General features: G+C 63.1%; 19 protein-coding genes and 2 tRNA genes. 8 read left to right on the top strand and 13 right to left on the bottom strand.

The window, feature by feature from the left end; translation table 11 throughout:
• Window positions 1-281: 281 nt before the first annotated feature.
• A tRNA-Val gene (locus CFB17_RS06565) sits at window positions 282-356 on the bottom strand.
• A gap of 171 nt (window positions 357-527) precedes the next feature.
• Here CFB17_RS06565 and CFB17_RS06560 point away from each other — a divergent pair.
• Window positions 528-1,109, top strand: coding sequence for an HPF/RaiA family ribosome-associated protein (locus CFB17_RS06560; protein ID WP_088560626.1), 582 nt, complete (start codon window positions 528-530; stop codon window positions 1,107-1,109).
• Between the two features lie 97 nt (window positions 1,110-1,206).
• Here CFB17_RS06560 and CFB17_RS06555 read toward each other — a convergent pair whose 3' ends face one another.
• Window positions 1,207-2,598, bottom strand: a complete 1,392-nt coding sequence (locus CFB17_RS06555; RefSeq protein ID WP_088560625.1) for an FAD-binding oxidoreductase — start codon at window positions 2,596-2,598, stop codon at window positions 1,207-1,209.
• Between the two features lie 277 nt (window positions 2,599-2,875).
• Between CFB17_RS06555 and CFB17_RS06550 the strand changes: the two genes are divergently transcribed.
• Window positions 2,876-3,430, top strand: a complete 555-nt coding sequence (locus tag CFB17_RS06550; RefSeq protein WP_088560909.1) for a UbiX family flavin prenyltransferase — start codon at window positions 2,876-2,878, stop codon at window positions 3,428-3,430.
• 108 nt (window positions 3,431-3,538) lie between these two features.
• Here CFB17_RS06550 and CFB17_RS06545 read toward each other — a convergent pair whose 3' ends face one another.
• Window positions 3,539-4,021 (bottom strand): MarR family winged helix-turn-helix transcriptional regulator, encoded by a 483-nt coding sequence (locus tag CFB17_RS06545; protein ID WP_088560624.1) that lies wholly within the window; start codon window positions 4,019-4,021, stop codon window positions 3,539-3,541.
• 61 nt (window positions 4,022-4,082) lie between these two features.
• On the opposite strand from CFB17_RS06545, the gene CFB17_RS06540 reads away from it, so the two are divergent.
• Both CFB17_RS06540 and CFB17_RS06535 read left to right on the top strand, forming a co-directional pair.
• Window positions 4,083-4,838, top strand: a complete 756-nt coding sequence (locus CFB17_RS06540; RefSeq protein WP_088560623.1) for an NAD-dependent epimerase/dehydratase family protein — start codon at window positions 4,083-4,085, stop codon at window positions 4,836-4,838.
• A gap of 590 nt (window positions 4,839-5,428) precedes the next feature.
• Window positions 5,429-7,201, top strand: a complete 1,773-nt coding sequence (locus CFB17_RS06535; protein WP_207761959.1) for a retron Ec67 family RNA-directed DNA polymerase/endonuclease — start codon at window positions 5,429-5,431, stop codon at window positions 7,199-7,201.
• Between the two features lie 795 nt (window positions 7,202-7,996).
• On the opposite strand, the gene CFB17_RS06525 is transcribed toward CFB17_RS06535, so the two are convergent.
• Window positions 7,997-8,073: transfer RNA gene (locus CFB17_RS06525), tRNA-Arg, on the bottom strand.
• Between the two features lie 32 nt (window positions 8,074-8,105).
• Between CFB17_RS06525 and CFB17_RS06520 the strand changes: the two genes are divergently transcribed.
• Window positions 8,106-8,906 carry a thermonuclease family protein gene (locus tag CFB17_RS06520; RefSeq protein WP_088560620.1) on the top strand — a complete coding sequence of 267 codons (801 nt, stop codon included), beginning with the start codon at window positions 8,106-8,108 and terminating at the stop codon, window positions 8,904-8,906.
• A 13-nt stretch (window positions 8,907-8,919) separates the two neighbouring features.
• Here CFB17_RS06520 and CFB17_RS06515 read toward each other — a convergent pair whose 3' ends face one another.
• A complete protein-coding gene (locus CFB17_RS06515; RefSeq protein WP_088560619.1) occupies window positions 8,920-10,323 on the bottom strand; it encodes a SpoVR family protein in 1,404 nt (467 codons plus the stop codon).
• An 80-nt stretch (window positions 10,324-10,403) separates the two neighbouring features.
• Here CFB17_RS06515 and CFB17_RS06510 point away from each other — a divergent pair, with 80 nt between their 5' ends.
• The gene (locus CFB17_RS06510) at window positions 10,404-10,832 is read left to right on the top strand and encodes a GNAT family N-acetyltransferase (protein WP_088560618.1); all 429 of its coding nucleotides are present in this window, start codon (window positions 10,404-10,406) and stop codon (window positions 10,830-10,832) included.
• 17 nt (window positions 10,833-10,849) lie between these two features.
• On the opposite strand, the gene yhbH is transcribed toward CFB17_RS06510, so the two are convergent.
• From yhbH to mscL, 3 genes are all read right to left on the bottom strand, one after another.
• On the bottom strand, window positions 10,850-12,076 hold the full coding sequence (yhbH, locus tag CFB17_RS06505; protein ID WP_088560617.1) for a sporulation protein YhbH: 1,227 nt from the start codon (window positions 12,074-12,076) through the stop codon (window positions 10,850-10,852).
• Window positions 12,077-12,131: 55 nt separating this feature from the next.
• Window positions 12,132-14,072 carry a serine protein kinase gene (locus CFB17_RS06500; protein ID WP_088560616.1) on the bottom strand — a complete coding sequence of 647 codons (1,941 nt, stop codon included), beginning with the start codon at window positions 14,070-14,072 and terminating at the stop codon, window positions 12,132-12,134.
• 707 nt (window positions 14,073-14,779) lie between these two features.
• A complete protein-coding gene (gene mscL, locus CFB17_RS06495) occupies window positions 14,780-15,256 on the bottom strand; it encodes a large conductance mechanosensitive channel protein MscL (RefSeq protein ID WP_088560615.1) in 477 nt (158 codons plus the stop codon).
• Between the two features lie 202 nt (window positions 15,257-15,458).
• On the opposite strand from mscL, the gene CFB17_RS06490 reads away from it, so the two are divergent.
• A complete protein-coding gene (locus CFB17_RS06490) occupies window positions 15,459-16,112 on the top strand; it encodes a TIGR02466 family protein (RefSeq protein WP_165769464.1) in 654 nt (217 codons plus the stop codon).
• Window positions 16,113-16,166: 54 nt separating this feature from the next.
• Here the strand turns inward: CFB17_RS06490 and CFB17_RS06485 are convergent, their stop codons facing one another.
• The gene (locus CFB17_RS06485) at window positions 16,167-17,369 is read right to left on the bottom strand and encodes a pyridoxal phosphate-dependent aminotransferase (protein WP_207761958.1); all 1,203 of its coding nucleotides are present in this window, start codon (window positions 17,367-17,369) and stop codon (window positions 16,167-16,169) included.
• Window positions 17,370-17,436: 67 nt separating this feature from the next.
• Window positions 17,437-18,327, bottom strand: a complete 891-nt coding sequence (locus tag CFB17_RS06480) for an MBL fold metallo-hydrolase (protein WP_088560612.1) — start codon at window positions 18,325-18,327, stop codon at window positions 17,437-17,439.
• Window positions 18,328-18,446: 119 nt separating this feature from the next.
• On the opposite strand from CFB17_RS06480, the gene araD reads away from it, so the two are divergent.
• A complete protein-coding gene (araD, locus tag CFB17_RS06475) occupies window positions 18,447-20,192 on the top strand; it encodes an L-arabinonate dehydratase (RefSeq protein WP_088560611.1) in 1,746 nt (581 codons plus the stop codon).
• A 214-nt stretch (window positions 20,193-20,406) separates the two neighbouring features.
• Here the strand turns inward: araD and sppA are convergent, their stop codons facing one another.
• The 3 genes from sppA to CFB17_RS06460 all read right to left on the bottom strand — a co-directional run bounded on the left by sppA (window position 20,407) and on the right by CFB17_RS06460 (window position 23,857).
• The gene (sppA, locus tag CFB17_RS06470; protein ID WP_088560610.1) at window positions 20,407-22,113 is read right to left on the bottom strand and encodes a signal peptide peptidase SppA; all 1,707 of its coding nucleotides are present in this window, start codon (window positions 22,111-22,113) and stop codon (window positions 20,407-20,409) included.
• 96 nt (window positions 22,114-22,209) lie between these two features.
• Entirely contained in the window at window positions 22,210-23,337 is a 1,128-nt protein-coding gene (rlmN, locus tag CFB17_RS06465) for a 23S rRNA (adenine(2503)-C(2))-methyltransferase RlmN (protein WP_088560609.1), read from the bottom strand.
• Window positions 23,321-23,857 carry an invasion associated locus B family protein gene (locus tag CFB17_RS06460; RefSeq protein ID WP_133063857.1) on the bottom strand — a complete coding sequence of 179 codons (537 nt, stop codon included), beginning with the start codon at window positions 23,855-23,857 and terminating at the stop codon, window positions 23,321-23,323. The genes rlmN and CFB17_RS06460 overlap by 17 nt, the downstream gene beginning before the upstream one ends.
• Window positions 23,858-24,152: the final 295 nt, after the last annotated feature.

Below are 24,152 nucleotides of genomic sequence, written 5' to 3'. Positions count from 1 at the left end.
CCCTGGCTTCAGCCACACGGTCTGCCGCGCAAAGCTCGAGTTCACCTTGCGGGCCTGAACTCACCTTGCGGAATTGAGCAAGCGACGATGACCGGGCGATCGCCGCGGCGGCTCGGTGATGGCTGGGCGGAGCGCTGTACCTATGCCGACGGCGACCGTCGTACGCGTCTGACCGGCCGTTTAGCCGCGATGGCACAGAAGCTTGAACTTGGTGGAGTGCATGGCGAGGTGGCACTGCCGCATGGATTGAAGGCGGCTTGGTCTCGAATACGTCGAGAAGATGGTGCGGGCGGAGGGTTTCGAACCCCCGACACCGGCGGTGTAAACGCCGTGCTCTACCCCTGAGCTACACCCGCAGCGCGCCTCGTCGAAGCGGCCGGACATTAGGCAAAGCCATCGGGCGACGCAAGCGTCCGTCCTTTGACCGAACCATGGCGGATGACGGAACCGTGGTGGGGCGACGTTCATTTCTTGACTGGTCGCATTGCCGCGATCGACAATAAGCGCAACGGTTGAGGGAGCAGTTGATGGACACGCCCTTGCAGGTAGCCTTCAAGGATATGGAGACTTCGGCTTTTCTCGAAGGTCATATCCGCGAACGGGTCGCGAAGCTCGAGCGCTTTCATCCTCGTATCGTCTCCTGCCGGGTCGTCGTCGAGGTGCCACGTCGGGCGCCGGGCAGCGGCAAGAATCCGTTGGCGATCACCATCGAGATTGAAATTCCCGGCAAGAAGCTGATCGCCAAGGCTGAGGACGAGATGCGGGAATCGAAGGGGGGTGATCGAACCGCCGTGTTCAATCGCGCCTTCGATGCGATGCAGCGTCAGCTCGAGGACAATGCGCAGCAAAAGGGTAGGCAGGCCCGAGCTCGCGAGGCCACCGGCGAGACGGGCGTCATCGCCCGTCTCTTTCGCGAGCAGAATTATGGCTTTGTCGAGATCGTCGGGGAGCCTCAGCTTTATTTCTCCCGCGCGGTCGTCCTCGATAATTTCTTCGACAAGCTCGAGGTGGGCGCTGCCGTGCGTGTAACCCGTGCTGCCGTCGAGGGCCCGATGGGCCCCCAGGCCTCGTCGATCCAACGACTGGGCGATCACACGCATCTCTACTGACCCGGGCGGGCCGCCAGGAACTCCGCCCTGCTCAAGCAGAGCGGCCAGCGCGGTAGTCAACATAAACGCGCTAACCTGCTCGACGAGGTCGAGTGGGTTAGCGCCTGATGAGCACCTTGCCGGGATTTAGAAGAGCCTTGGGGTCGAGCGCGTCCTTCAGGCGTTCCATCAAGCCGATCTCGGCCGCGTTGCGGCTATAGGGCAGGAAAGGGGCTTTGATCGTGCCGATGCCATGCTCGGCCGAGACCGAGCCTTGGCGACGACGGACAAGCTCGTAGACGATTGCCTGGATCTCTGGCTTGGGCTGCTTGCTCAGGCCCGGGACGTGGATGTTGAGATGAAGGTTATTGTCGCCGACATGGCCGAAGGAGACGCTTTGCATGTCGGGAAAGGCCTGGCGCAAGGCGACGTTGGCCTCCTCGACGAAATCATCCATCTCGGCGACGCGCAGGCTGATGTCGAGCGCGGTGTCGGGTCCGAGCACGTGGGAGAATTCCGAGACGCTGTCGCGGATCTTCCAGAAGGCCTGGACATCGCCTTGCGAGCGGGCCACGGCCGCATCCTCGATCAGGCCTTCTTCAAAAGCCGACTCGAGAAAGGCTGCGAAGCGCGGCGCGTCGAAAGCTTCGTCGGTCCCTTGCGATTCGATCAGCACATACATGCCGTGCCGGCCGGCCAAAGGCGGGCGCACGCCTTCGACCTTGCTCGTCATAAGATCGTAGAAGCTGGGCCACATGACCTCGAAGGCGGTAAGCCCGCTGCCCAGCTTGCGCCTGGCGAACTTCAAGAGCTCGACGATCGCCGGGTAATCCGGCAGGCCGCAGACGGCAGCGCTGGTGAAGCCCGGCTCCGCCTCGAGGCGGAGCACGGCGCGGGTCACGATGCCAAGCGTGCCCTCCGTGCCGATGAAGAGCTGCTTGATGTCGTAGCCGGCATTGTTCTTGAGGAAGCGGTTCAGCGCGTTGACGATCGTGCCGTCGGCCAGGACGACCTCCAGCCCCAGGATCGACTGGCGGGTCATGCCGTAGCGGATGACGCGATTGCCGCCGGCATTGGTGGCAATGGTGCCGCCAATCGTGGCCGTGCCGCGCGCGCCAAGGTCAACGGGATAGAAGAAGCCAGCCTCGCTCGCCGCCTGCTGGACGACCTCAAGGGGGGTGCCGGCCTTGACCAGCATCGTGCCGGTGGCGGGATCGATCTCCTCGATACCGTTCATACGCTCAAGTGAAATGGCGACCCAGTCGGCGCGCGGTTCGGCGCCACCGGCAAGTCCCGTCAAGCCACCCTGGGCAACGACGGGAACAGCTTGGGCCGCACAGAGCCGGACTGTCGTCGCGAGGTCCTCGGTGCTGCGCGGGCGAACCAGCGCCAGAGGCTCCGCCGGCGCCACCCCCACCCAGTCCGAATGGTTGCGGGCGGGGATGTCCACGCCCACTGCGACCAGGGAGGGGCCGAGTTCGCGCAGCAGGTCGGCGACGATATCGCTCATCTTCTTTCACCGGTGGCGTTTTGTAATCCGAGGCGGCAGACTAGGCGCATTCACCGACGCGGGAAATCATGGGCCGCCGGCAAATCGTGCCATGCCGTAGGTTACTTCGCCTGTGTCGCCGCTGGGGAACGCCGCTGGTCGAGCGAGGCTGGGTCGATCGACGTTCCTGCCCTATCATCCGGCCTTGGGCTGGTCGCTGGCGCGCCTTGCAAGGGAGGTGATCCTTGAAGGCCTGCCGCTGTTGGGAGTGGCGAGATTGAGTAGCACGCCGCGGCGCATGATCGTCGGCATCACCGGTGCCACGGGCATCATTTTCGGCGTCCGCGCCCTGGAGGTGCTGAGGCAGCTGGGCATCGAGACGCATCTCGTGGTCTCGCGGGCGGCCGAGATGACCCGGGCGCAGGAAACCGATCTCAGCCGCGAGGCGCTGCACGCGCTGGCCGATCACGTCCATCCGCTGGGCGATGTCGGTGCTTCCATCGCCAGCGGCTCGTTTCGCACCATGGGCATGCTGATCGCCCCCTGCTCGGTGCGCAGCCTGGCGGAGGTCGCGAACGGCGTGACGTCCACCCTCCTGACCCGTGCCGCCGACGTCGTCTTGAAGGAGCGCCGGCCCCTGGTGATGCTGGTGCGTGAAGCGCCGCTGCATGCGGGCCATATCAGGAACATGCTGGCGGCAACCGAGATGGGGGCCATCATCCATCCGCCGGTGCCGGCCTTTTATACCCGACCGGCGACGATCGCCGATCTGGTCGATCACATCATCGGCCGCGCTTTGGATAGCTTCGGACTGGCCATGCCGGGCATGAAGCGCTGGGGCGAGGAGGCCTAGCCGCTCCCACTAGCCCGTCGTACAGCCTGGCAACTCCTCGGCTCTGTCACCACCCTGTGCCGCCGTCATGCAAGGTCAGGAAATGCGGCCTCCGACGCTCTGGAAACCCTATGCGCCTGTCGCTTGTTCGCGGGAGGCGATGCTGACCAGCCAGCGCCGGATAACCGCCTCATCGCCGGCCGATATGTCCCGCGTGATGTCCTGTTCGATCGTTCGCACATGCTGGCGGCATCGTGCCAGCACGTCGCGTCCTTCGTCGGTGAGATCGATGTGCTGGATTCGTCCGTGGATCGAATGCGGCCGGCGGGTGATCGTGCCGCGCCGCGCCAGGTTGGCGACGATGACGCTCACCGTCTGCGGCGTGAGCAGGGCCAGCCGGGCGAGATCGGCGTTGGACAAGCCCGGATAATTGGCAAGCATCGTCAAGACGGCGAATTGCGGCAACGTGACCTCCAGGTCAGCCATCGCCCGATCGAGCCTGAGCCGCAACACGCCGGCGGCCTGACGCAGGAGATAGCCCAGGTGACCATCTTCGCCGCGCTTGCCTTCGCCAGCCGCCGGCACGGGACGAGGATCAGAGATCTCATGCATAATGTAAGAACTCTTATATTATGTTAGGGTTCTGACGTTATCAGCGTCGAGGAAAAGAGCCATGGGCAAAAGACTATTTCTCGCCGGTGCCACCGGCGCGATCGGCAAACGCCTGCTGCCGCTGCTGAAGCAAGCCGGTCACCACGTCGTCGGCACCACGCGCTCGTCCGCGAAGGCGGCGGCCTTGGAGCGAACCGGAGTCGAAGCCGTCATTGTCGACATGTTCGATGCCGATGCAGTGGAACGTGTCGTAGTGGCGGCCAGGCCCGATACGGTCATCCATCAGCTCACCGCCCTGCCGCCGGGTCTCGAACCGACGCGCATGGACGAGGCGATCAAGGCCAATGCGCGCCTGCGGCAAGAGGGAACACGCAATCTGGTACGCGCCGCGAAGGCTGCGGGGGCACGTCGGCTGATCGCGCAAAGCCTGGCCTGGGCCTACTTGCCGGGCGCTCGGCCGTTCACGGAAGCATCGCCGCTCTACGCCGGCGCCGTCGAGGAATTGGACGTCAGCAAACGGGGTGTCGTGGCACTGGAGGACAGCATCATGAACGCCGCGCCGATCGAGGGGATCGTCTTGCGTTATGGCCGCCTTTACGGTCCGGGAACAGGCTTTGACTCGCCGCCTTCATCCCTGCCGCTGCATGTCGACGCCGCTGCCCATGCGGCCTTTCTCGCCATCGAGCGAGGCGCTCCCGGCGCCTACAACATCGTCGAGCCCAACGACGATGTCACGTCGACTAAGGCCGCGACGGAACTGGGCTGGAGCTCGGATTTTCGCCTGCCGGAGCGTCTGGAGTCGCCGCTCATCGTGTAACGGCGGCAAGATGGTCGATGTTCACGATGAGGGGCGGGTCGAGATCAAATGCGGTCGGCGGCGGCAGGAACTGACCAGGATATTCGCTGGTCATATCGAACACCTGAAGGCGCTGTCAAACGTGGGCCTGCGTCAGAATATCTGAACGAAGAGGGAGAATATCGGCTCTTGATGGCGCCGATGGTAAGTTCGGCGCGATGAAAGCATCGCGCGAGCCATGTTTTTAGAATGGTGCGTCGCGCCGGGCGAAGATGATAACTTTGCCTACGCCATAGCCTTTTAAATTCGAATCCGTAGCCAGGCGGTAAGTCTTTGAGATTACAGTAGATTTCGAGGCGATTGCCGCAATCATTCGGTACCTGTACTCGTGTGACGTGGTATTGAGATACAGAACAAATCGAGAGCGCTTGGCATGGCGCGCGACGGATGGTATCGCACTATCAAGCTTACAGGCAGATTTGTTATCGTGTTTCGCGATATATGATCCAATGTCTCGGACGCTGCTCCCTACAGGCTGCTCTATGTCAGCATGATGTGATGCACACTTCGCGTAGGAGTGCCTGTAAGCCTTCTTTCTTCGGTGCTTCACGTTGACCCTCACTGATCTTCGCGCCGCGCGAACCAGACACGAAGTGGCAGCGCTGTTGAGCTATAGCCCGAGCGCCGTGTCGTACATTATCCACATAACGCGGCCGGCGACCCGCTACATGACCTTCGATATTCCGAAGCGAAGCGGCGGTGTCCGCACTATTGATGCGCCGAATGACCGTCTGAAAGGTCTGCAACGCAGCCTTTCGAAACTACTTTTTAAATGCCTGCGCGAGATCGAAGCGAAAGATCCTCGCCGGAATAAACTCTCCCATGCGTTTCGTCCCGGCGCTTCGATCATTAGCAACGCTAAGACGCATCACCGCCGTCGCTACGTGCTGAACCTTGACCTGAAGGACTTTTTCCCAGCTTTCAACTTCGGCCGCGTTCGCGGCTTCTTTCTTAAGAACGAGCATTTTCGCCTTGCCGAGCCGGTAGCAACGCTTTTGGCGCAGATTGCGTGCAAAGACGGAAAGCTGCCGCAGGGTAGCCCCTGCTCGCCGATCATCACTGAATTGATGACGCATTTTCTCGATATCCGGCTCGTGAAGCTGGCGGCGAGGCACAAATGCACTTACACGCGGTACGCGGATGACATCACAATCTCCACGAACCAACGCGAATTCCCATCGGCGCTAGCTGAATTGGACGGGACCCAATGGAAGCTCGGCGAAGAGCTGGTGTCGCGCATCCATGACGCCGGCTTTGAGGTGAATGACGCCAAAACGCGCATGCAGCTTCGCGGAAGTCGGCAGATGGTGACGGGGCTTACCGTCAACGAGAAGGTCAACGTAGCGCAGGCATACTACAAGCGGGTTCGCGCGACAGCCCATCGCTTTCTGACAACGGGGGCCTATGAACTCGACGGGGCGACTTGCAACTCCGTGCCGCGCCTCGAAGGCATGATCAATCACATCTATCATGTGCGCGAACGGCAGATCGACATTGCGATCGCGAACGAAGGCAACAAAGAGAAGCAGCATAAGCTGCATGCAGAGCGCACGAAGACGAAGAACGAACGGCCTTCGGCGATCCGCGTCGTCTACTACGAACTCATTTTCTTCAAAAACTTCATCAACCCGCCGCAGCCGTTGATTATCTGCGAAGGGCCAACCGATCCTGTGTACCTGAAGAGCGCAATCCGGCGGCTTGCTGCCGCGCATCCGCTTCTTGCGTCAGTCGTGGGCGGCAAGCCCGAGCTGAAGGTGAATTTTTTCAAGTATTCCGATCAGGCGCGTGACTTCCTTCAGCTGCGAGGAGGCTCCGGCGATTTGCTGAGCTTTCTGATTTCCTGGAAGGAGGCCTTTAACCGCTACAATTTCCGCCCGGCAGAGCATCCAGTCATCGTTCTTATCGACAATGATGACGGGGCGGGGGATATTTTCAACTACCTCAAAAACAAAAAGAACTATGGCCTCGATATTGCATTGGAGAAGCATGACCCGTTTTTCCATCTCCACGGGTCCCTCTATCTGGTGAAGACGCCGGCGCTCGGTGCGAATCATAAGTCTTGCCCCGAGGATTTCTTTGATCCTGCACTTCTGGCAGAAAAGCTCGACGGAAAGTCATTCAACAAGGAAAACAAGATCAATCCCGCGACCGAGTACGGTAAAGCTGTGTTCGCAACGCGGGTCGTGAGGCCGAAGGCCGGCGCGATCAATTTTGCCGGTTTCACCCCATTGCTCGAACGGATCGAGGCCGTGATCCGGGACTATGCGGCACGAAAGGCCGCAGCGGCGGCTCCAGTGCCAGCGGCCGCTGCTCCCACGCCGTGACGTTGCGATGGTGGCTTTCGTCAGATGTAGAAGCGATAGGACGAATTCGGAGTCGCGTTATCCGATAGCGCTCGAATTCCAGTTCATCTTGATGAGGGTAAGTATCTCCTTCGAGCGTTCCCCCATGTCGCTTGGGGCAGCGCTGCCGATGTCGAGCGGGGCCGGGATGTGCATGCTCGGATACTCGTTCCACCAAGGTAAATAGCCCCCAGTGAAGAGGTAGGATTGGTCGGCGAGCGTGCAAAGCGTCTCGCGCTAGGGCTCTTCGCGGCCCTTGCGCACCATCCGAAAAGAGGTGAACCGTGCCCACCCATTTACCTACCGGGAGGCGGGCTACTGTGGTGAATAGCGTTTTCGATTTCCGATTTGGGAGCCGATTAGCCTGCGGGTTCTGAAGCAGCGCGGTCCAACCTGACGGTCTGCGCATGCATGCGAACCACTCACGGAATAGTCCTTCGAAGTGATCTTCGCAGTCCGTCCCATAGCCGCGATGGTGGCCGATGGGGCTTGGCGCAAGTCCATGCTATCCTGCCGCACCACCTATATCGGCGAGCACAGGTTCAACACGCGTTTGCCGACATGCTCAAGACTTTGGCCTGCAAGGCACGCGAACCGATATGGCTGGAGGCCGGCAGCTATCGCCGCGACCATCTGCGCGCGCTCGCACAGCGGGTTGAAGTTGACGAGGTCGAGGCTCGCATCATGGGATCGCAGTCGGAATTGCTGCGAACGCTCATCGCTGCCGCTTCGGGAGGGAAATTGGCGGGGTTCGGCGTTCATAGTTCGGTACTGAAATGGTGCGCCCGACAGGATTCGAACCTGTGGCCTTCGGATTAGGAATCCGACGCTCTATCCTACTGAGCTACGGGCGCAGCCAAGCTGGCTATACCAACGAGGTTGCCTGATGGGCAAGGGCGAGATGCATCGTCGGCGCATGAGCCGGCACATGGGTCGGCTCGTCATGGGGGCAGGGCTGGCGGCACTGGCGATCCCTGGGCGGCTGCTGGCCGCGACCGAGGGCGATGGCTGGGAGCCCGTCACCCTGGAGGCCGTCGAGGCGCCGCTGCTCTTCAAGCTCGTCGATGGTCGAAGTCTGCGCCTGGCCGGCATCGCCGCGCCGGCCGTGCTAGCCGATGGCCGGGCACCATCCACCATTGACGGGTTGATGACGAGGCTGCAGTCGCTGGTGGGCCAAGCAGGGCTCTTCGCCCGGCCGCTCGGTATCGATCGCTATGGCCGGCTGCTGGCGCTGCTGCGGCTGGCGGAGGGCTCGCTCCTGCAAACGGAATTGCTCGCGGCCGGCAGCGTGATTCTCTGGCAGGGCGGCCTGGACCTGCTCGACCTCGAGCCCTTGCGGCAGGCGGAGGCGCAAGCCCGCACCGCCCGGCTGGGCCTCTGGTCGCCGGCACTGGGCCTGGTCGAGCCGGCCGGAGCGGTCCGCCTTCCGCCCAGCCGTTTGGCCGTCGTCGAGGGGCGGGTGCAGGCGGTGGGCAGCAACGCCAGCTGGATCTATCTGAATTTCGGCGCTGACCGGAATCGCGATTTCACCTGCCGGGTCAACGCGCGCGACAAAAGGCGCTTTAGCAAAGCCGGTCTGCCGCTCGACAAACTGGCCGGGCACAGCCTGCGGGTGCGGGGCTGGGTGTTCGCGCAGGGCGGGGTCATGATCGAGGCTGACGATCCCAGCCAGCTCGAGCTTCTCTAGCTGCCGCGCCGGCTCAAACCATGAGCTTGGCGTCGAATCCGTCCGGGCCGTCGGAGAGGATGGCGGGCTTGCCCTTGAGCTTGGTCTCGAGGAAGACGCGGCCGCCCCAGAGCGTGCGAAGATGGTTCAGCGTCTTCTCGGCATTGCCGATATCGAGATCGCGCCCGTCATGTTCGTGGACGCAATAGAGCCCGCGACTGCTCTTGTGGTCGGCGTCCTTGATCTTGATCGTCGGCATGGCCTCGGTGCCGATCTGGCGCAACAGCGTGTTGCGGATCTCCTGCCAATGCTCTTCGTCCGCCACGGCATCGACAACCAGATGCTCGCCGCGCGAGCGCCAGGAGAAGAGATCGAGCTCGCGGCACATCTCCTCGGTGAGGAAGCGGCGCAGGAAGGCGACGTCACGGTCGCTCTCCCGTACTTCGAACATCTTGGCCCGGCCTTCCTTGGTGTCGGCACCGCCGAAGCGCTGCTCGATGTCGTGCCAGAGGACGTAGCCCACATGATAGGGATTGAGGCCGCCCGGATGCGGGCAGACGACCTGATTGTGCCGCACCAGGAATTCCATGTGGATGTCGGGCGGCAGGCCGATCGAGGTCATGATCTTGTGGTGCCAGAAGCTGGCCCACCCCTCGTTCATGATCTTGGTCTCGATCTGCGGGATGAAGTAGCGCGCCTCGTCGTCGACGATCGTCAGGATGTCGCGCTGCCAGCCGGCCAGCTCTGGATTATGGTCGCGGATGAAGAGGAGGATGTCGGGGTCGGGCTCGAGCGGGATGCGCTGCAGGTCCGGCATCTCGATGGGTTGAGGCTGGGAGAGATGCGCCCATTCGTTCGGTGCCGGCAAGGCCATCTCGATGAGCCGTTGCCGCTGGCCCGCATGGTCGAGCTTCTTGATCGCCTGGTTGCGCGAGCGATTGTATGAGAGTGCGTGCGCTGCATCCAGGAACAGCTCCACTTGCTCGTCGCCGATCGAGGGATCCTCGATATAGCTGCGTACACGCTGGGCGCGGACCTTGAAGTTGCTGAGCGTCTCGCTGGCGCGCGTGGCACTCGTGAAGGTGAAGTTGTTCTTGAAGAAATCATTGTGCCCGTAGACGTGCGCGATCGTCAGGATCTGCAGGCAGAGCGAGTTGTCGCGCATGAGATAGGCAAGGCAGGGATCGGAATTGATCACCATCTCGTAGGGCAGGCCCTGCACGCCATAGTCGTACATGGTCTTGGTCTGCTCGTAGGACTTGCCGAACGACCAGTGCGGATAGTGGGCCGGCATGCCGTGATAGGCCATGTAGCCCAGCATGGCGTTCTGATCGCAGACTTCGAATTCCTGTACGTAGCAGTCGAGCTCGAATTCCTCGACCTTTGCCTGGATCTGGGCATTCCAATATTCGAGATCGGCGATCGTCCAGTTGGTCATGCGGCGATCCTCGTGTTAGGCGACAGGGCCAAGGCCGCAAAGGGCGGCAGCGCGCCGGCAGAGCCGGGAGATGAGAGGGCATGGTCGGGCAACACAGGGCGCGGATCGAGGTCGCCAGCCGGTGGCATCCGGAGGACTATGCCGCGGTCGCAACGGCCCTTCTTGAGCATAACCGGCCGTTTCTCGGCGCGCCCGACCATCAGCGCCTGGCTGTCACGGCCAGGCGGCACGGCCGGCTGCAAGGTGCCATCTATGGCGAGAGCGGTCGTGGGATGGTCCATTTCGACCTCGTCTGGGTCGCAGCCGAGGCGCGCGGTCAGGGTATCGGCAGGGCCCTCGTCATGGCCGCGCTCGATGAAGGTCGGCGCCGTGGCTGTCGGGGCGCCTGGCTCGACACGTTCGATTTCCAGGCGCGGGGCTTCTACGAGAAGCTGGGATTTCAGCAGTTCGCCGAACTCGAGGGCTTTGCGAACGATCATCGTCGCTTCTTCATGGTCAAGCACTTCTAGCGCCTCGACCGTCACGGCTAGCCGCCGCCATCCGCCTGCGTGCGATCGCGTGACATCAATGCCCTGAAGGACGGCCAGATGTCTTCCCGGCGCTCGATCAGCACGGACTGGAAGTTTTGCGCCTTCAGCCGGCGGAAGCGATCCAGCATCGAGCTTTCATAATAATGCGATCCCATCGGCTTGATCTCGCCATAGCCGAAGAGATTGCAGGTCTGGCAGAGTTCGGCTGCCGTGCGCATCGCCTCCTCATTATCGGAGTCGAAATTATCGCCGTCCGAGCAATGAAAGGCGTAGATGTTCCAGTGGGCCGGATGGAAGCGGTCCTGGATGATCTCCAGCGCCTTCTTATAGCCCGAGGAGATCAGCGTGCCGCCCGATTCGCCCTTGTGGAAGAACTCGTCCTCGGTGACCTCCTTGGCCTCGGTATGATGACCGATGAAGACCAAATGGACGTTCTCGTACTTGGTGGCGACGAACTGGAAGAGCAGGAAGAAAAAGCTGCGTGCCAGATATTTCTTGAGCCGATCCATCGAGCCGGACGTGTCCATGATACACATCACGACCGCGTTCGATTCTTCCTTGGTGTCGTTCACCAGCCGCTTATAGGTGAGGTCTTCCTTGCGGAACGGGAAGAGGATGCGCTCGCTCTCGTCGATCCCGGTCTCCTCCTCACCCTCGTCCACGTGCGGGGCCAGGGGGATACCGGCGGCGACCTTGCGCTTGAGCTTGGCGCGAACCGTCCGCTTGCGATCGAGATGCACGCGCACGCCGGATTTGCGATAGCCCTTGCGCTTGCTGACGCGCTCGGCCAGCGCCTCGCGCAGCATCTTGCGCTCGAGATCGGGGAGTTCGAGATCCTCGAACATGATCTCGACCAATTCGTCCAGCGAGATCTCGGTCTCATAATAATCGACCCCGGCATCGCTACCGGCCTGGCCCTTTTGGCCCTTCTCGCCTTTCTTGCCCGTCTGGCCGACAATCTGGCCGGGCTGGGTCTCACCGTCGCCCGTGCCGACCCCGCCTTCATTGTCGCCGTAGGTGAAGCGATATTCGCGAATGCCGCGTATGGGGACCTTGATGACGCGGTCGCGGTCGCGACCGATGATGCTCTCCTCGGCAATGATGTCGGCGATGTTCTCGCGGAGCGAGCGACGCAATTTCTCGCGATGCCGCTTGCGGTCTCCGGCACTGCGGTCGGAACGCAGCGCGTCGGATTCCGAAAATGGCCGGAAAACAGTGGTCATGCTCTGTCGATACCAACCCTCTGCAAAGGATGTGGAGATAGCATTAGACCGCGCCTCAATCCTTCCACAGGTGATTGGACGCATATTTCAGGATGGTGTCGATACTGTCTTCCTTGTAGCCCTGCTGGAGCAGGTTCTCGACCATCGCGTCATATTTCTGCCGCTGCTCTTCATCACGGGTGCGCGCCTTGGTGATGATGCGACTGATGTCGCGGACCGAGTTCATGAGCTTCTTCTCGATCGCTTCCTTGAGCGGCTCGTAGGAGCCGTAGGTGACGCTCTCGCCCCGGCGCATCGATGACCAGAGATAGGCGATCACTTCCTGGCGAAAGCCGTCGGCGGCAGGGCCGATGATGGCGATCTGCTCCTCGATCGACTTCAGGAAACCTTCGTCGGGCTGCATCTCCTCCGATGTCAGCGAGTCCTTGACCTTCGACTTCGTCACATAGGCTTCGGCATGGTCCAGGTAATTCTGGAAGAGGGTCTCAGCCTGGCCCTTGAAGCTGAAGACGAAGGCCTTGGTGATGTCCTTCTCGAGCATCTCGAGATAGGCCTTGTGCAGCGTGTCTTGCAGGAACTCCAGATAGGTCTTCTTGGTGTCGTCCGCGAGATCGGTCTCCTTGACCATGTTGATCAGCGATTCGCGCACGTTGATCGGATGGATGGAGCCGTTATTGGCGGTCAGCGCCACGTCCAGCGCCTTCATGATGAAGCGGGTCGAGATGCCAAAGAGACCCTCGCGCTTGGTGTCCTCGCGCAGCTCCTGCGCCGTCAGCTTCTTGGGCCGGCCCTTCTCGAGCACTTCCTCGCCGTTATAGATCTTGAGCTTGGTCATCGGATCGCATTTGGCCGAGGGCTCGAGCCGCGACAGGATCGCGAACATCGAGGCCACCTCCAGCGTGTGTGGGGCGATCTTGAGGTCGAACTTGGAGCGCTCGAGGAAGCGCTGATAGATCTTCACCTCCTCGGTCAGGCGAAGATTATAGGGGACCTTGACGACGACGATGCGATCCAAGATCGCCTCGTTCGTGTGGTCCGCCTTGAACTTTTGCCACTCGGCCTCGTTGGAGTGGGCGACGATGACCGTGTCCACATAGATCGTGCCGTGCCGGCCCGGCGCCGGCACGAACTTCTCCTGCGTCGCCGTGATCATGGTGTGGAGATATTCGGTCTCGTTCTTGAAGACCTCGATGAACTCCACCATGCCGCGATTGCCGACATTGAAGGCGCCGTTCAGCTCCAGGACGCGGGGATCGCCCTCCGAGTAGCGGTCGAGCTTGGAGATGTCCTCCGAGCCGATCAGAACGGAGGTATCCTGATTGTTCGGATCAACGGGCGGCACCACGCCGATGCCGCGCCGGGCCCGCCTGGAGATGTGGATCGCCTTGACCGGCACGTGCTCGTATTTACCGTCGAACTCGTTGAGCAGCCGGTAGCGGCAGATCGGGCAGATATCGCCCTCGATCCTGACGTCCAGCATCTCCTCGAACGGCTTGCGCAGATGCCGCGGGATCAGATGAAGGGGATCTTCCTGGATGGGGCAACCTTCGATCGTGTAGACGAGCTCGGTGTCCTCCAAGCCACGCTTCAGCCGCTCGACCAGCGAACTCTTGCCCGAGCCCACCGGGCCCATGAGGTAGAGGACCTGCTTGGCTTCCTCGCCTCCCATGGCGGCGGAGTGCAGATAGCGGACGATCTTCTCGAGTGTCCGCTCCATGCCGAAGAATTCGTCCTTGAAGAAGCCGTAGACCTTGGCGGCGCGCTCGCCGAAGAGGCGCTTGGCGCGGGGATCGGCTTCAAGGTCCAGGTCAGAGACGCCCTGGCTGACGATCATGTCGTACATGCGCTTGTGCGCGAGGTCGGCCAGGCTGGGTTTCGACTTAACGAGGTCGAGATATTCCAGGAAGGTCCCGCTCCATTCCTCTTTTTGCCTGTCCTGCCGGTCCTTTTCGATCAGCGAGGCAAAATTGACCTTCTTAGCTTTCTCGATCTGCATCCGTGCGGACCCTTTCCAAGTGGAAGATAGGACGTCGGTGAGTAGAGGGCGAAGTGGGCGGCGAACCGTTCGAATGCGGGCACGAGCACCGCGAGAAGATGCTGGGCATGCCTCGGCTTGAAGCGATTAGAGCATTGGTCGGCGCATCTGGCTAGATTGAAACTAGCGGTAGGTGAGGTGTTTTAAAGTAGAATTTCCTTAATTGGCGACGAGTGGTCGTCTCTAGTTCACGGACTACATGCCGCCGTCCGGCGATCACACCGTTAGCGCGCAGAAGAAGTATAATAATCGAGAAAAGTTGAAAGTTCTGGTCGCCATCGACATCGTCGATTGCCAGGGACGACAGCACGCCTGCCGAGGCCGGCCAGACCGGACGCGAAATGGTAGCGCGGGAGAAGTTCATCGCGCCGCAGGCAGCCTGGGCTGCGGTGATCGGGGGCAGCGCGGAGGAATGGCGTCGGGCGTGGCTCTTTGGTCACGACCCTACTTTATGAGGTGTGCACCGCCCGTCAAGTCAAAAGCCTTCGCAGTTGCGAATGGTGGCGGCGATGTCGCCGCCATGATGCATGGCCGCCTGCGGGCTTCGAGAAAATGACGACGCCCGACAGGAAGGTCCTGCCGGGCGTCGTTTGGGGAGGGCGCGCTTAGCGATCGCGGCCATCCTAGGCCCGGGATCACCCATGTGCCGCCAGCGAGCGGCGTGCGGGTTATTCGGCCGGGGCGCTTCGCGTCGAGGACCGCTCCGACTTCAAGAGATCGCGGATCTCGGCCAGGAGCTGAATGTCGGCTGGCGGCGGGGCTTCGGCCTCGGCCTCGGCCTTGCCCTTCTGATTGGCGCGATCGGCCAGGCGGCGAATATTGTTCATCTGCTTGATGACCATGAAGAGGGCGAAAGCCACGATCACAAAATTAAGAAGAGAATTGAGGAAGGAGCCATAGGCGATGACCGGAACGCCTGCGTCTCTCGCGGCCTTCAGGGTCGCGTAGGTCTGATCGGAGGTCCAGTTCAGCCGGATGAAATAATCGGAGAAATCGATGCCCCCAAGAAGGACGCCCAGAGGCGGCATGAGGACGTCGTTGACGAGGGACTGCACGACGGTCGTGAAGGCAGCACCGATGATGATGCCGACGGCCATGTCGAGGACATTGCCTCGAAGCGCGAACTCGCGAAATTCCTTGAGCATGAGATTTTTGATCCAATTAGATGATCCAGATGAATTGGCCCAAGACCACAATGTGACAATCGATGCTACCCTAATCGCTCTGAATTGTGCTCTTTGCGCCGACCCTCGGGATGATTTGGCGCGTTCCTCTTTGTGACAGGCGGCTTCGCTGCTAAGCGCGAACTCGCGGCGTCTTGAAGCCGACTCTCAGGAGGAGATGCAGATGCGGCTCGAAATCGGCGTCAAGGAATGCTTCCCGACCCCCATCTGGACGCTCGACCTGCCGCCGGATCAGGCGGCGGTCATGAACGCCGGGCTCCTGAACGAGATCGAGCGGCTGATCGAGCCGCGTCCGGCCCTCAAGCCCGGCACAAACTGGCAGACCGACCCGATCTTGCAGGACCTTCCTGAGTTCGCCGATCTAAAGGCTCTGATCCTGACGGCGGCCGGGGCGGTGGGCGAGGCCTTGAAGTTGAAGTCGCGGCAATTTCGCATCACTGGCTGCTGGGCGAACGTCAATCCGCCAGGGGGGCGCAATTCCGCCCATACCCATCCCAATAATTACCTCTCGGGCGTCTATTACGTGGCAACACCCGCCGGTCAGGGCCGCATCGTCTTCGACGACCCTAGACCGCAGGCCTTCGTCATGATGCCGCCGGTCAGCCAGTTCACCAAATTCACCGGCAACAATGTCAATCTCGACGTCAAGCCCGGCCGCCTCGTGTTGTTTCCCTCCTGGCTGCAGCATTCCGTGCCGACCAATCAGAGCACCGAGGACCGGGTGACGATCGCCTTCAACTTGATGTTCGAGGACTATGTCGATGCCGCCTCGCCGCCGCTCTGGCAGGGGACGGTCAAGGTGGATCAGCGCAGCTGAGAGCTGTTGCCCCCTGGCCCCGTCTGGGCGGCCTTGCTCTGCCTTCGGCCGCGTTTAAGCGGCCTTGCGATGTCGCGCCAGAAAGCGCCGGAGGCGGGCGGCCGCCTCGCTGATGCGCTCCTCGGATGCGGTGAGGCTGATCCGCAAATGCCCTTCGGCGACCTTGCCGAAGGGATCGCCCGGCAGTACCGCCAGGCCTTCTTCGTCGAGCAGTTGCAGGGCAAAGCGGGTGGCGCTCCAGCCGAGCGAGCGGATGTCGAGCATGATGAACATGCCGGCCGTCGGCACGTGCAGACGGCAGCCGGGCAGATCCTTGAACAGGGCGCAGGCACGATCCCGGCGAGCTTTGTAGGTTTCCCGCATCGAGGCGATCTCGGCCACCTTGCCCTCGAGCGCGCCCACGATGCCGGCCGTGGCCGCGTCCTGGATGAAGCCCGGCTGACCGTAGAGCATGCAAAGCGCGAGATTGACGGTGTGCGGGGTCAGCTCCGGCGGGCCGATCGTCCAGCCGACCCGCCAGCCGGTCATGGCGTGCGACTTCGAGAGGCTGGAAACGATGACGGTCCGCGCCGCCATGCCGGGAAGGGCAAGCGGACTTAGATGTCGCCCGTCGAAGACCAGGGCCGCGTAGACCTCGTCGGAGATCAGCCAGAGATCGTGACGTGTGCAGAAAGCGGCGATGGCCGCCAGATCCTCCTGCCCGAGGACGGCACCGGTCGGGTTGTTGGGAAAATTCATGAGGACGGCGCGGGTCCTGGGCGTCACCGCCGCCTCGAGTGCCCCAAGGTCCGGCCTGAAGCCGCGATCGGGATCGAGCGGCACGCGCCTGAGGACACCGCCCGCCGCCGCGATCGTGGCTGGGTAGGTGACATACATGGGATCGAAGCCGATCACCTCGCTGCCGGGATCGAGCAGGCACTGGCAGGCAGCGAAAAGCGCGCATTGCGCGCCGGAGAAGACCGTGACCTGTTCGGGTGTCACGGTGGCGCCGGTGAGTTTCTCGTTCCAGGTGGCGATGGCGGCGCGTAGTCCAAGCTGGCCCTGCAGGTCGTTATATTTGGTGTTGCCGCGATCCAGTCCCGCCTTGGCGGCGGCAACGATCGGTGCTGGCGTCGGCGCATCGGGATCGCCGATGCTAAGGAGGATGATATCCTCGCCGGCGGCTCGCCGCTGGGCGCCCAGGAAATGCACGGTCCAGGCATCGGATTCGGCACCGCCCAACAGCGGCGCGCGAGCGGCAAGGGGCGGGGTCGGCAAGGCAGGCTCTCCTCGACTGGGCGACATGTCGTTCGCCGATCCTAGGCCGGAATGCTCGCGGATGACATTACCTGGCGGCGGCGATGACCTTGAGATTGCGGCGATGGACCATCTCGTAGGGAGCGAAATACGTGATCGCACCCGTGGCGAAGGCATCGGCTGCAAAGTCCTGGAGCGGCAGTTCCCAGAGGGGATCGTCCGCTGCGGCCTCCGCGAGGCCGATGAGCCGATCCAGATAAAGCCTGGTTGCCTGAATGAGGCCGGTCTCGTAGCCGCCGGTCTCGATCATCGCCAAGGCGCCATGATTGGGCAGGATGCGGCTTGGTGCCAGCGCGTCCAGCCCGGTCAGGGCCGCACGGTGGACGGCAAGCCGGTCGGGCTCGGCCACATAGGTGATGGGGTCCTCGAGCGTGTCGCCGGCGAGTAGGAGTCGATCCTTCGGTACGAAGACAACGACGCCATCCAGGGAGTGAATGTCGGCATGGTGGAGCTCCACCTCGATCCGCCCGACCTTGAGAGCGAGCCTGTCCTTGAAGAGCCGGTTCGGCATGACCAGAGGCGCGATCGGCGGCTGCGCCGCCGCGAAGGCGGCCTTGTTGGCTTCGAGCCGCTCGGCCGTGAGTGCGTGGGCGATGATCGGGCAGTCGGCGAAAACCGCGTTGCCGGCCACATGGTCCTCGTGCCAGTGGCTGATGACGAGCGTGAGGCGTGTATGGCCGGCCGCTGCCAGCACCTCGCGGATCCGGGTCGCGTGTGCCAGCGAGATATGCGCGTCATAGACCAGGGCCTCGTCGCCGTCGACGATCGCATAGGTGGCGATGCCGAGCTCGAAGGCGCCGTCGTCCAGCCAGTTCGGCGCGGGCCCGAGCAGTCGTCGACCCGGAACGCGGCCGTCATAGAAGGCATAAAGGTGGGGGTAGGGCCGCAGCACGCGAAGCGTCTCGGTGAGCGGATCCATCGGGTTTGCCTTCCTCTCCATCGTCTGGCTGCTCGTCAATCTATTCCAGTGTCCGGCTTGACCGGGCGAACGGGGCACTCCTAAACCACGAGCTAGAGGTCAAAGGGAGGCCCTGGCGCATGGCGCTGAACGAAACCGGCAGAGAAAAACCGCGGCGCGCCTATGAGGAGCTCCGATCCTATCGCTGGCTGGGGGTCAAGGACCTGCGCGCCTTCGGCCATCGATCGCGGCTGATGCAGATGGGCTACGCCAAGAGCGACTGGGCCGGCAAGCCCGTCATCGGCATCCTCAATACCTGGTCCGACATCAATCCCTGCCACGCCCATTTCAAGCTCCGGGCTGAGGAGGTCAAGCGGGGTATCTGGCAGGCTGGCGGTTTTCCCCTGGAGCTGCCGGCGATCTCGCTCTCCGAGCCCTTCGTCAAGCCGACGACGATGCTCTACCGCAATCTCCTTGCCATGGAGGCCGAGGAGCTGATCCGCTCGCATCCTGTGGATGGCCTGGTCCTCATGGGCGGTTGCGACAAGACCACGCCCGGCCTCATCATGGCGGCCCTCTCGACCAACTTGCCCGCCATCTTCATGCCGGCCGGCCCGATGCTGCGGGGCAACTGGCATGGCAAGCCCCTGGGCTCGGGCTCCGACAGCTGGAAATATTGGGCGGAACTCAAGGCTGGCACGATCACCGAGCGGGAGTGGGAAGAGGTCGAGGAGGGCATCGCGCGCAGTTTTGGCCACTGCATGACCATGGGCACGGCCTCCTCGATGACGGCCATTGCCGAGACCATGGGCTTCATCCTGCCGGGCGGCTCCTCGATTCCGGCGGCCGATGCCAACCATCCCCGTCTGGCCACCGCCTGCGGCAAGCGCGCGGTCGAGCTCGTCTGGGAAGACCTGAAGCCGCGCGACATCCTGACGACCGGGGCCGTCGACAACGCGATCCGTGTCCACATGGCCATGGGCGGGTCGACCAACGCCATGGTGCATGTCGTGGCCATGGCGCGCCGGGCGGGCCTGCCCTTCAGGCTGGAGCGCTTCGATGTCATCGCCCGCGAGGTGCCGGTCCTGGCGGATGTCCGGCCGTCCGGCCGGTTCCTCATGGAGGATTTCTATTATGCGGGCGGCCTTTTGGGCCTCCAGTCCCAATTGGCCCCGCTGCTCGACAAAGCGTGCCTGACCGTCAACGGCAAGACGCTGGGGCAGAACATCGAAGCGGCCAAGGTCTATGACGAGGCGATCATCCGTCCGCTGGACAAGCCGGTCGCGCGCGAGGCCTGCGCCATCATCAAGGGCAATCTCTGCCCCGACGGTGCCGTGATGAAGCCCTCGGCCGCCGATCCGCGCTTCTTCAAGCATACCGGGCCGGCGCTCGTGTTCGACGATTATAACCACATGGCCTCGCTCATCGACCGCGACGATCTTGAGGTGACGCCGGACCATGTCCTGATCCTGCGCAATGCCGGGCCGGTGGGCGGTCCCGGCATGCCGGAATGGGGCATGCTGCCTTTGCCTACGAAGCTGTTGAAGCAGGGGGTGCGCGACATGCTGCGCATCTCCGATGCCCGCATGTCCGGCACGTCCTACGGGGCCTGCATCCTGCATGTCTCGCCCGAGAGCGCCATCGGCGGTCCCCTGGCGTTGGTGCAAACGGGCGACCTCATCCGCCTCGATGTCGAGGCGCGCACGCTGGACATGCTGGTGGACGAGGCGGAGCTCACGCGCCGCCGCCTCGCCTGGCAGCCCAAGCCGCCGCCGGCGCGCGGCTATGAGAAGATGTTCGCGGCCCATATCCGTCAGGCGCATGAGGGCTGCGACTTCGATTATCTGGAGGGTGCCGAGGCCATGGTCGAGCCGGAGATCCACTAAGGCGGTTTCACCCGTCAGGACCATCCGGCTGATGCCGATCGGCAAGGGCTCGGTGCGGCCTTACCTTCGCTTGGCCTGGAGCGGCCCGGCCGGTCGGCCGGAATCCGCTCTTGCGCGCGGGCTTGTGGCGGCGGCCTGCCCGGGGCACCAGATTTCTAGCGATCGCGCTATGCCCCAGCCAGGCAGATCGTCCATCGAGAATTGGCCGCCGCGATCAATGCACGGAGATCATCGGGGCGGTGTTCGTTGAGAGCGCCTGCTGGGCCATGGTGGCCAGGCCCTGAATCGTGCCCAGGAACCCCAGATCGTGCTGGGCAAGGTCGCGGACCTGCTCGAGTGGTGATTTCGGTGCCGGCAGGGGGACGATGTCGAGCGGCGCGTTCGGCGCCAGGCCCAGGGCCATGCGTGCATCGCCCAGCGCGTCGTGAAGGCCGCCCAGGCGGTCGACTAAGCCGCGCTCCAGGGCCGACTGGCCCGTCCACACACGGCCCTGTGCCGCCTTCTCAACCACGGCTGGATCGAGCTTGCGGCCCACAGCGACGCCATCCTTGAAGCCCGCATAGGTGGCGTCCATGATGGCGTCGATGCGGGCCTGCATGGCTGGCGTGTAGGGCACGGTCATCGACCACATGGCGCCGTTTTGCGCATTGGTCAGCGTGGTTGCGAGCACGCCCGCTTTTTCCATAAGCCCGTCGATCACGGGCTTGGCGGCGACAACGCCGATCGAGCCCGTCAGGGTGCCGGGCTGGGCGACGATGCGCGTCGCCCCCATGCTAATCCAGTAGCCGCCCGAAGCGGCGACATTGCCCATCGAAACGATCACGGGCTTGCCGGCTTCGATGGCCAGGTGGATCTGCCGGGCGATAATGTCCGAGGCCACGGGCGAGCCGCCGGGCGAGTTGAGTCGGAGGACGATGGCCTTGATCGCCGGATCATCGATGGCCGTGGACAAGGTATCGGCCAACTGGTTGGCCGCGATGCGGCCAAACGCGTCGTCCTCGCCGCGCACGATTAGCCCGGAGGCGCGGATGAGGGCCACGCCCGGCGCATGATCGGGGGCAGGCGGTGGGTCGGCCGCGTAGCGATCGAGGTCGACCATGGGCACCCCATTGGCGCGGTCGTCGATCCGGGCCATCAACTGATCGCCATAGATGAGGTTGTCGACCAAGCCTGCTGCCTTGGCCTCGGCGGCGGTATAGGGGCCGCCTGCCATGGCGGCGCCGGCGGCCTGGAAGTCGAGCCGGCGTCCGGCGGCGATGCCCGCCTCGAACTGGCTTCCGCTATCGTCCAAGACGGCCTTCAGCTGAAGGATGTTGGCCTTGCTGGGCTCGGCCGCAGTGAAGGTCTCGAAGGCGGACTTAAAGGATTCGCGCTGTGTGACCGAGAGGACGACGCCCAGTCGGTCGAGGAGCGTCTTGGCGTTCAGGGTCTGGACGGCGAGGCTGGTGAGGCCGAGCGTGCCGGAGGGCATCATGTCGATCTCGTCGAAGGCGGTGGCCAAATAATAGGCCTGGTTGGCGGGCGACAGCTCGCCGAAGCTCTCCGCCCAGGCGATCGTCCATTTGCCGGCGGCGTGCAGGCGAAGAATCGAATCGCGCAGTTCCTGCGTCACGGCCAGGCCCTGCTCGGTCTCGTCGATCAGCGCCACCACGCCCTTGACGTGGGGATCGGCGGCCGCCCGGTCGAGCGTCAGGACGACGTCGCTCACGGTCAGGCCCGGCCCGGTCAGGCCGCTCAGCCCCGATGACGGCGTCTCGGCCAGAGCCTGGCGCAGGTCGAGCCTGAGTACGATCGCGGCGGGGAGGGGCTCGGGCGATCGCCACTGCCGGTACGCCACGTAGGCGCCGCCTAGGCCGACCGCGAGCACGATGACGGCCAGGAGGCCGATGACGGCGAAAAAGCCGCGGATAAAACGCCACATGGGCCGATGCTGCTCCCAACCACAGGATGAACGTCAGGTGGCGTTTATTTCATCAATTGCGCCCGCTGCAAACCGGTCCGGCCGCTCTAGGCAGACTCAGGCGGCTTTTTTCCGTCGTTCGCGCTCGCTCGCGGTCTTGAGCTGGCCGCAGGCCGCAAGGATGTCGCGGCCGCGCGGCGTGCGCACCGGCGATTCATAGCCGGCCTGTTCGAGAATGGCCGCGAACTGCCGGATACGGGCATCGGGGGAGCAGGCGAAGGGGGCACCCGGCCAGGGATTGAAGGGGATCAGGTTAACCTTGGCGTCCACCCCCTCCAGAAGCTGGACCATGGCGCGAGCATCCTCCAGCGAATCGTTCACACCCGCCAGCATCACGTATTCGAACGTGATCTGCCGCGTGCCCGGATAGCTCCGACAGGCCGCCATCAGAGCGGCCAGATCCCATTTCTTGTTGATAGGCACCAATTCGTCGCGCAACTCGTCGCGCACCGCGTGCAGCGAAATTGCCAGGCCGACACCCAGGGCCTCGCCCATCTCGGCGATCCGCGGAACAACGCCCGAGGTGGAGAGCGTGATGCGCCGCTTGTTGAAGGCCTGACCGTCGGCACGCATCAGGAGCGATAGGGCCGCCTTGATGTTGTCGTAGTTGAAGAGCGGCTCGCCCATGCCCATGACAACGATGTTGGTTAGATGGCGCTGGCCCTTGGGCTGCCAGTCCGCGAGCGCGTCCCTCGCCACCATCACCTGGGCCACGATCTCCATCGCACCCAGGTTGCGCACCAGAGGCATCGTGCCTGTATGGCAGAACTTGCAGGTCAGCGTGCAGCCAACCTGTGTCGAGATGCAAAGGGCGCCGCGGTCACGCTCGGGAATGAAGACGGTCTCCACTTCCTGGCCGTCGGCAAAGCGCAGCAGCCATTTGCGCGTCCCATCCTGCGACACCTGGGCGGTGACGATCGAGGGCCGCTCGATCGAGGCGCGCTCCTTCAGGAGTGCTCTGAGATCGGCCGGCAGCGTCGTCATCAGGGCGAAGCTCGCGGTCCCCTTGGCGTGGATCCAGTGGAAAAGCTGCTTGCCGCGCAGACGGGCCGCCGCCGCCGGCAGTCCGAAGTCGAGCAGCAGCTTCTCAATGCCCTCGGGGGCAAGGCCCAAAAGATTGGGACGCGGCGCCGGCGACGTCAGCTCGGACGCGGGCCGGTCAAGGATCTCAGGATTTCTTTCCATCGGGGCACTTGTCCCGCATCGCGTTATAGGCGGCCGTGAAGCCCGAGAGCGAATACGTGTCGTTGGAGGTCGTATTGCGCGCCGAGGTGCCGCTCACCTTGAGCGACGTCCCCTTGCGCAGCGCATCGATCAGCGCCTTGTCATCGGCACTGGTTTTGGCCCAGGCATGCTCACCCTGGGTGAAGAGGCTGAACTTGGTGCTGTCTACCGTGAAGGTGACGTCGCTGCCGGTCTTGTATGTGTAACCAGGCTGCACGCTCACCTGCTCGTTCGGCGGCGCGCTCGGCAGCTTGGCGACCATCACGGCTGGCTGCCCGCGCTTGCTGAACGTCCCCTCCTGCTTGCTGGGCACGCTCGCAATATAGCACAGCTTGCCGCTCTTGTCCTGGTGGACGTAGAGACTCCAGTCCTTGAACGTGGAGACGGCGTCGGCCGCATGGGCGGCATCGGAGAGTGCCAGGCCGGACAGGGTCTGCAGGACGGCACCCGTGAGCAGGATCGTCTTGATTGAAGCGCGCATGGTCTCGAATCGGCTGGTGGGCAAGGGACGGGAGGCTCTTCTAAATTCGCGGAACCCTCGCAGGTTCAATGGACGTACCGAGCCCTGGAGGCAAGATCATCCTTGCCCGTATCCAACGCCGGCTGCCACCCTCGCATCGACGTGAAGGCCGGGCCCGAGCACGGCAAGACGCTCCTCCATCTAGGATGACAGTGAAGAGCCCGCCACAGGCGCCCGACGGCACCCCCACATGGCGGCCGAGCCGGTAAAGAACGCGGGCGCAAGGAACCTTGGCAAAACGATGCTCTCATCGCTG

Source organism: Arboricoccus pini, from assembly GCF_900187945.1.
In the GTDB taxonomy this organism is placed as follows: Bacteria; Pseudomonadota; Alphaproteobacteria; order Geminicoccales; family Geminicoccaceae; genus Arboricoccus; species Arboricoccus pini.
Note: the sequence above shows the minus strand (reverse complement) of the source record. Positions and strands in the feature narration are given on the sequence as shown.

What these genes read in the sequence shown, in the direction of transcription:
- yhbH (WP_088560617.1), bottom strand. Translation starts at nt 12,076, where the DNA reads ATGACCACTGTTTTCCGGCCATTTTCGGAATCCGACGCGCTGCGTTCC.
- CFB17_RS06555 (WP_088560625.1), bottom strand. Translation starts at nt 2,598, where the DNA reads ATGAGCGATATCGTCGCCGACCTGCTGCGCGAACTCGGCCCCTCCCTG.
- CFB17_RS06545 (WP_088560624.1), bottom strand. Translation starts at nt 4,021, where the DNA reads ATGCATGAGATCTCTGATCCTCGTCCCGTGCCGGCGGCTGGCGAAGGC.
- araD (WP_088560611.1), top strand. Translation starts at nt 18,447, where the DNA reads ATGGCGCTGAACGAAACCGGCAGAGAAAAACCGCGGCGCGCCTATGAG.
- CFB17_RS06460 (WP_133063857.1), bottom strand. Translation starts at nt 23,857, where the DNA reads ATGCGCGCTTCAATCAAGACGATCCTGCTCACGGGTGCCGTCCTGCAG.
- CFB17_RS06520 (WP_088560620.1), top strand. Translation starts at nt 8,106, where the DNA reads ATGGGCAAGGGCGAGATGCATCGTCGGCGCATGAGCCGGCACATGGGT.
- rlmN (WP_088560609.1), bottom strand. Translation starts at nt 23,337, where the DNA reads ATGGAAAGAAATCCTGAGATCCTTGACCGGCCCGCGTCCGAGCTGACG.
- CFB17_RS06490 (WP_165769464.1), top strand. Translation starts at nt 15,459, where the DNA reads ATGCGGCTCGAAATCGGCGTCAAGGAATGCTTCCCGACCCCCATCTGG.
- CFB17_RS06540 (WP_088560623.1), top strand. Translation starts at nt 4,083, where the DNA reads ATGGGCAAAAGACTATTTCTCGCCGGTGCCACCGGCGCGATCGGCAAA.
- CFB17_RS06480 (WP_088560612.1), bottom strand. Translation starts at nt 18,327, where the DNA reads ATGGATCCGCTCACCGAGACGCTTCGCGTGCTGCGGCCCTACCCCCAC.
- CFB17_RS06560 (WP_088560626.1), top strand. Translation starts at nt 528, where the DNA reads ATGGACACGCCCTTGCAGGTAGCCTTCAAGGATATGGAGACTTCGGCT.
- CFB17_RS06550 (WP_088560909.1), top strand. Translation starts at nt 2,876, where the DNA reads ATGATCGTCGGCATCACCGGTGCCACGGGCATCATTTTCGGCGTCCGC.
- CFB17_RS06510 (WP_088560618.1), top strand. Translation starts at nt 10,404, where the DNA reads ATGGTCGGGCAACACAGGGCGCGGATCGAGGTCGCCAGCCGGTGGCAT.
- sppA (WP_088560610.1), bottom strand. Translation starts at nt 22,113, where the DNA reads ATGTGGCGTTTTATCCGCGGCTTTTTCGCCGTCATCGGCCTCCTGGCC.
- CFB17_RS06500 (WP_088560616.1), bottom strand. Translation starts at nt 14,072, where the DNA reads ATGCAGATCGAGAAAGCTAAGAAGGTCAATTTTGCCTCGCTGATCGAA.
- CFB17_RS06515 (WP_088560619.1), bottom strand. Translation starts at nt 10,323, where the DNA reads ATGACCAACTGGACGATCGCCGATCTCGAATATTGGAATGCCCAGATC.
- mscL (WP_088560615.1), bottom strand. Translation starts at nt 15,256, where the DNA reads ATGCTCAAGGAATTTCGCGAGTTCGCGCTTCGAGGCAATGTCCTCGAC.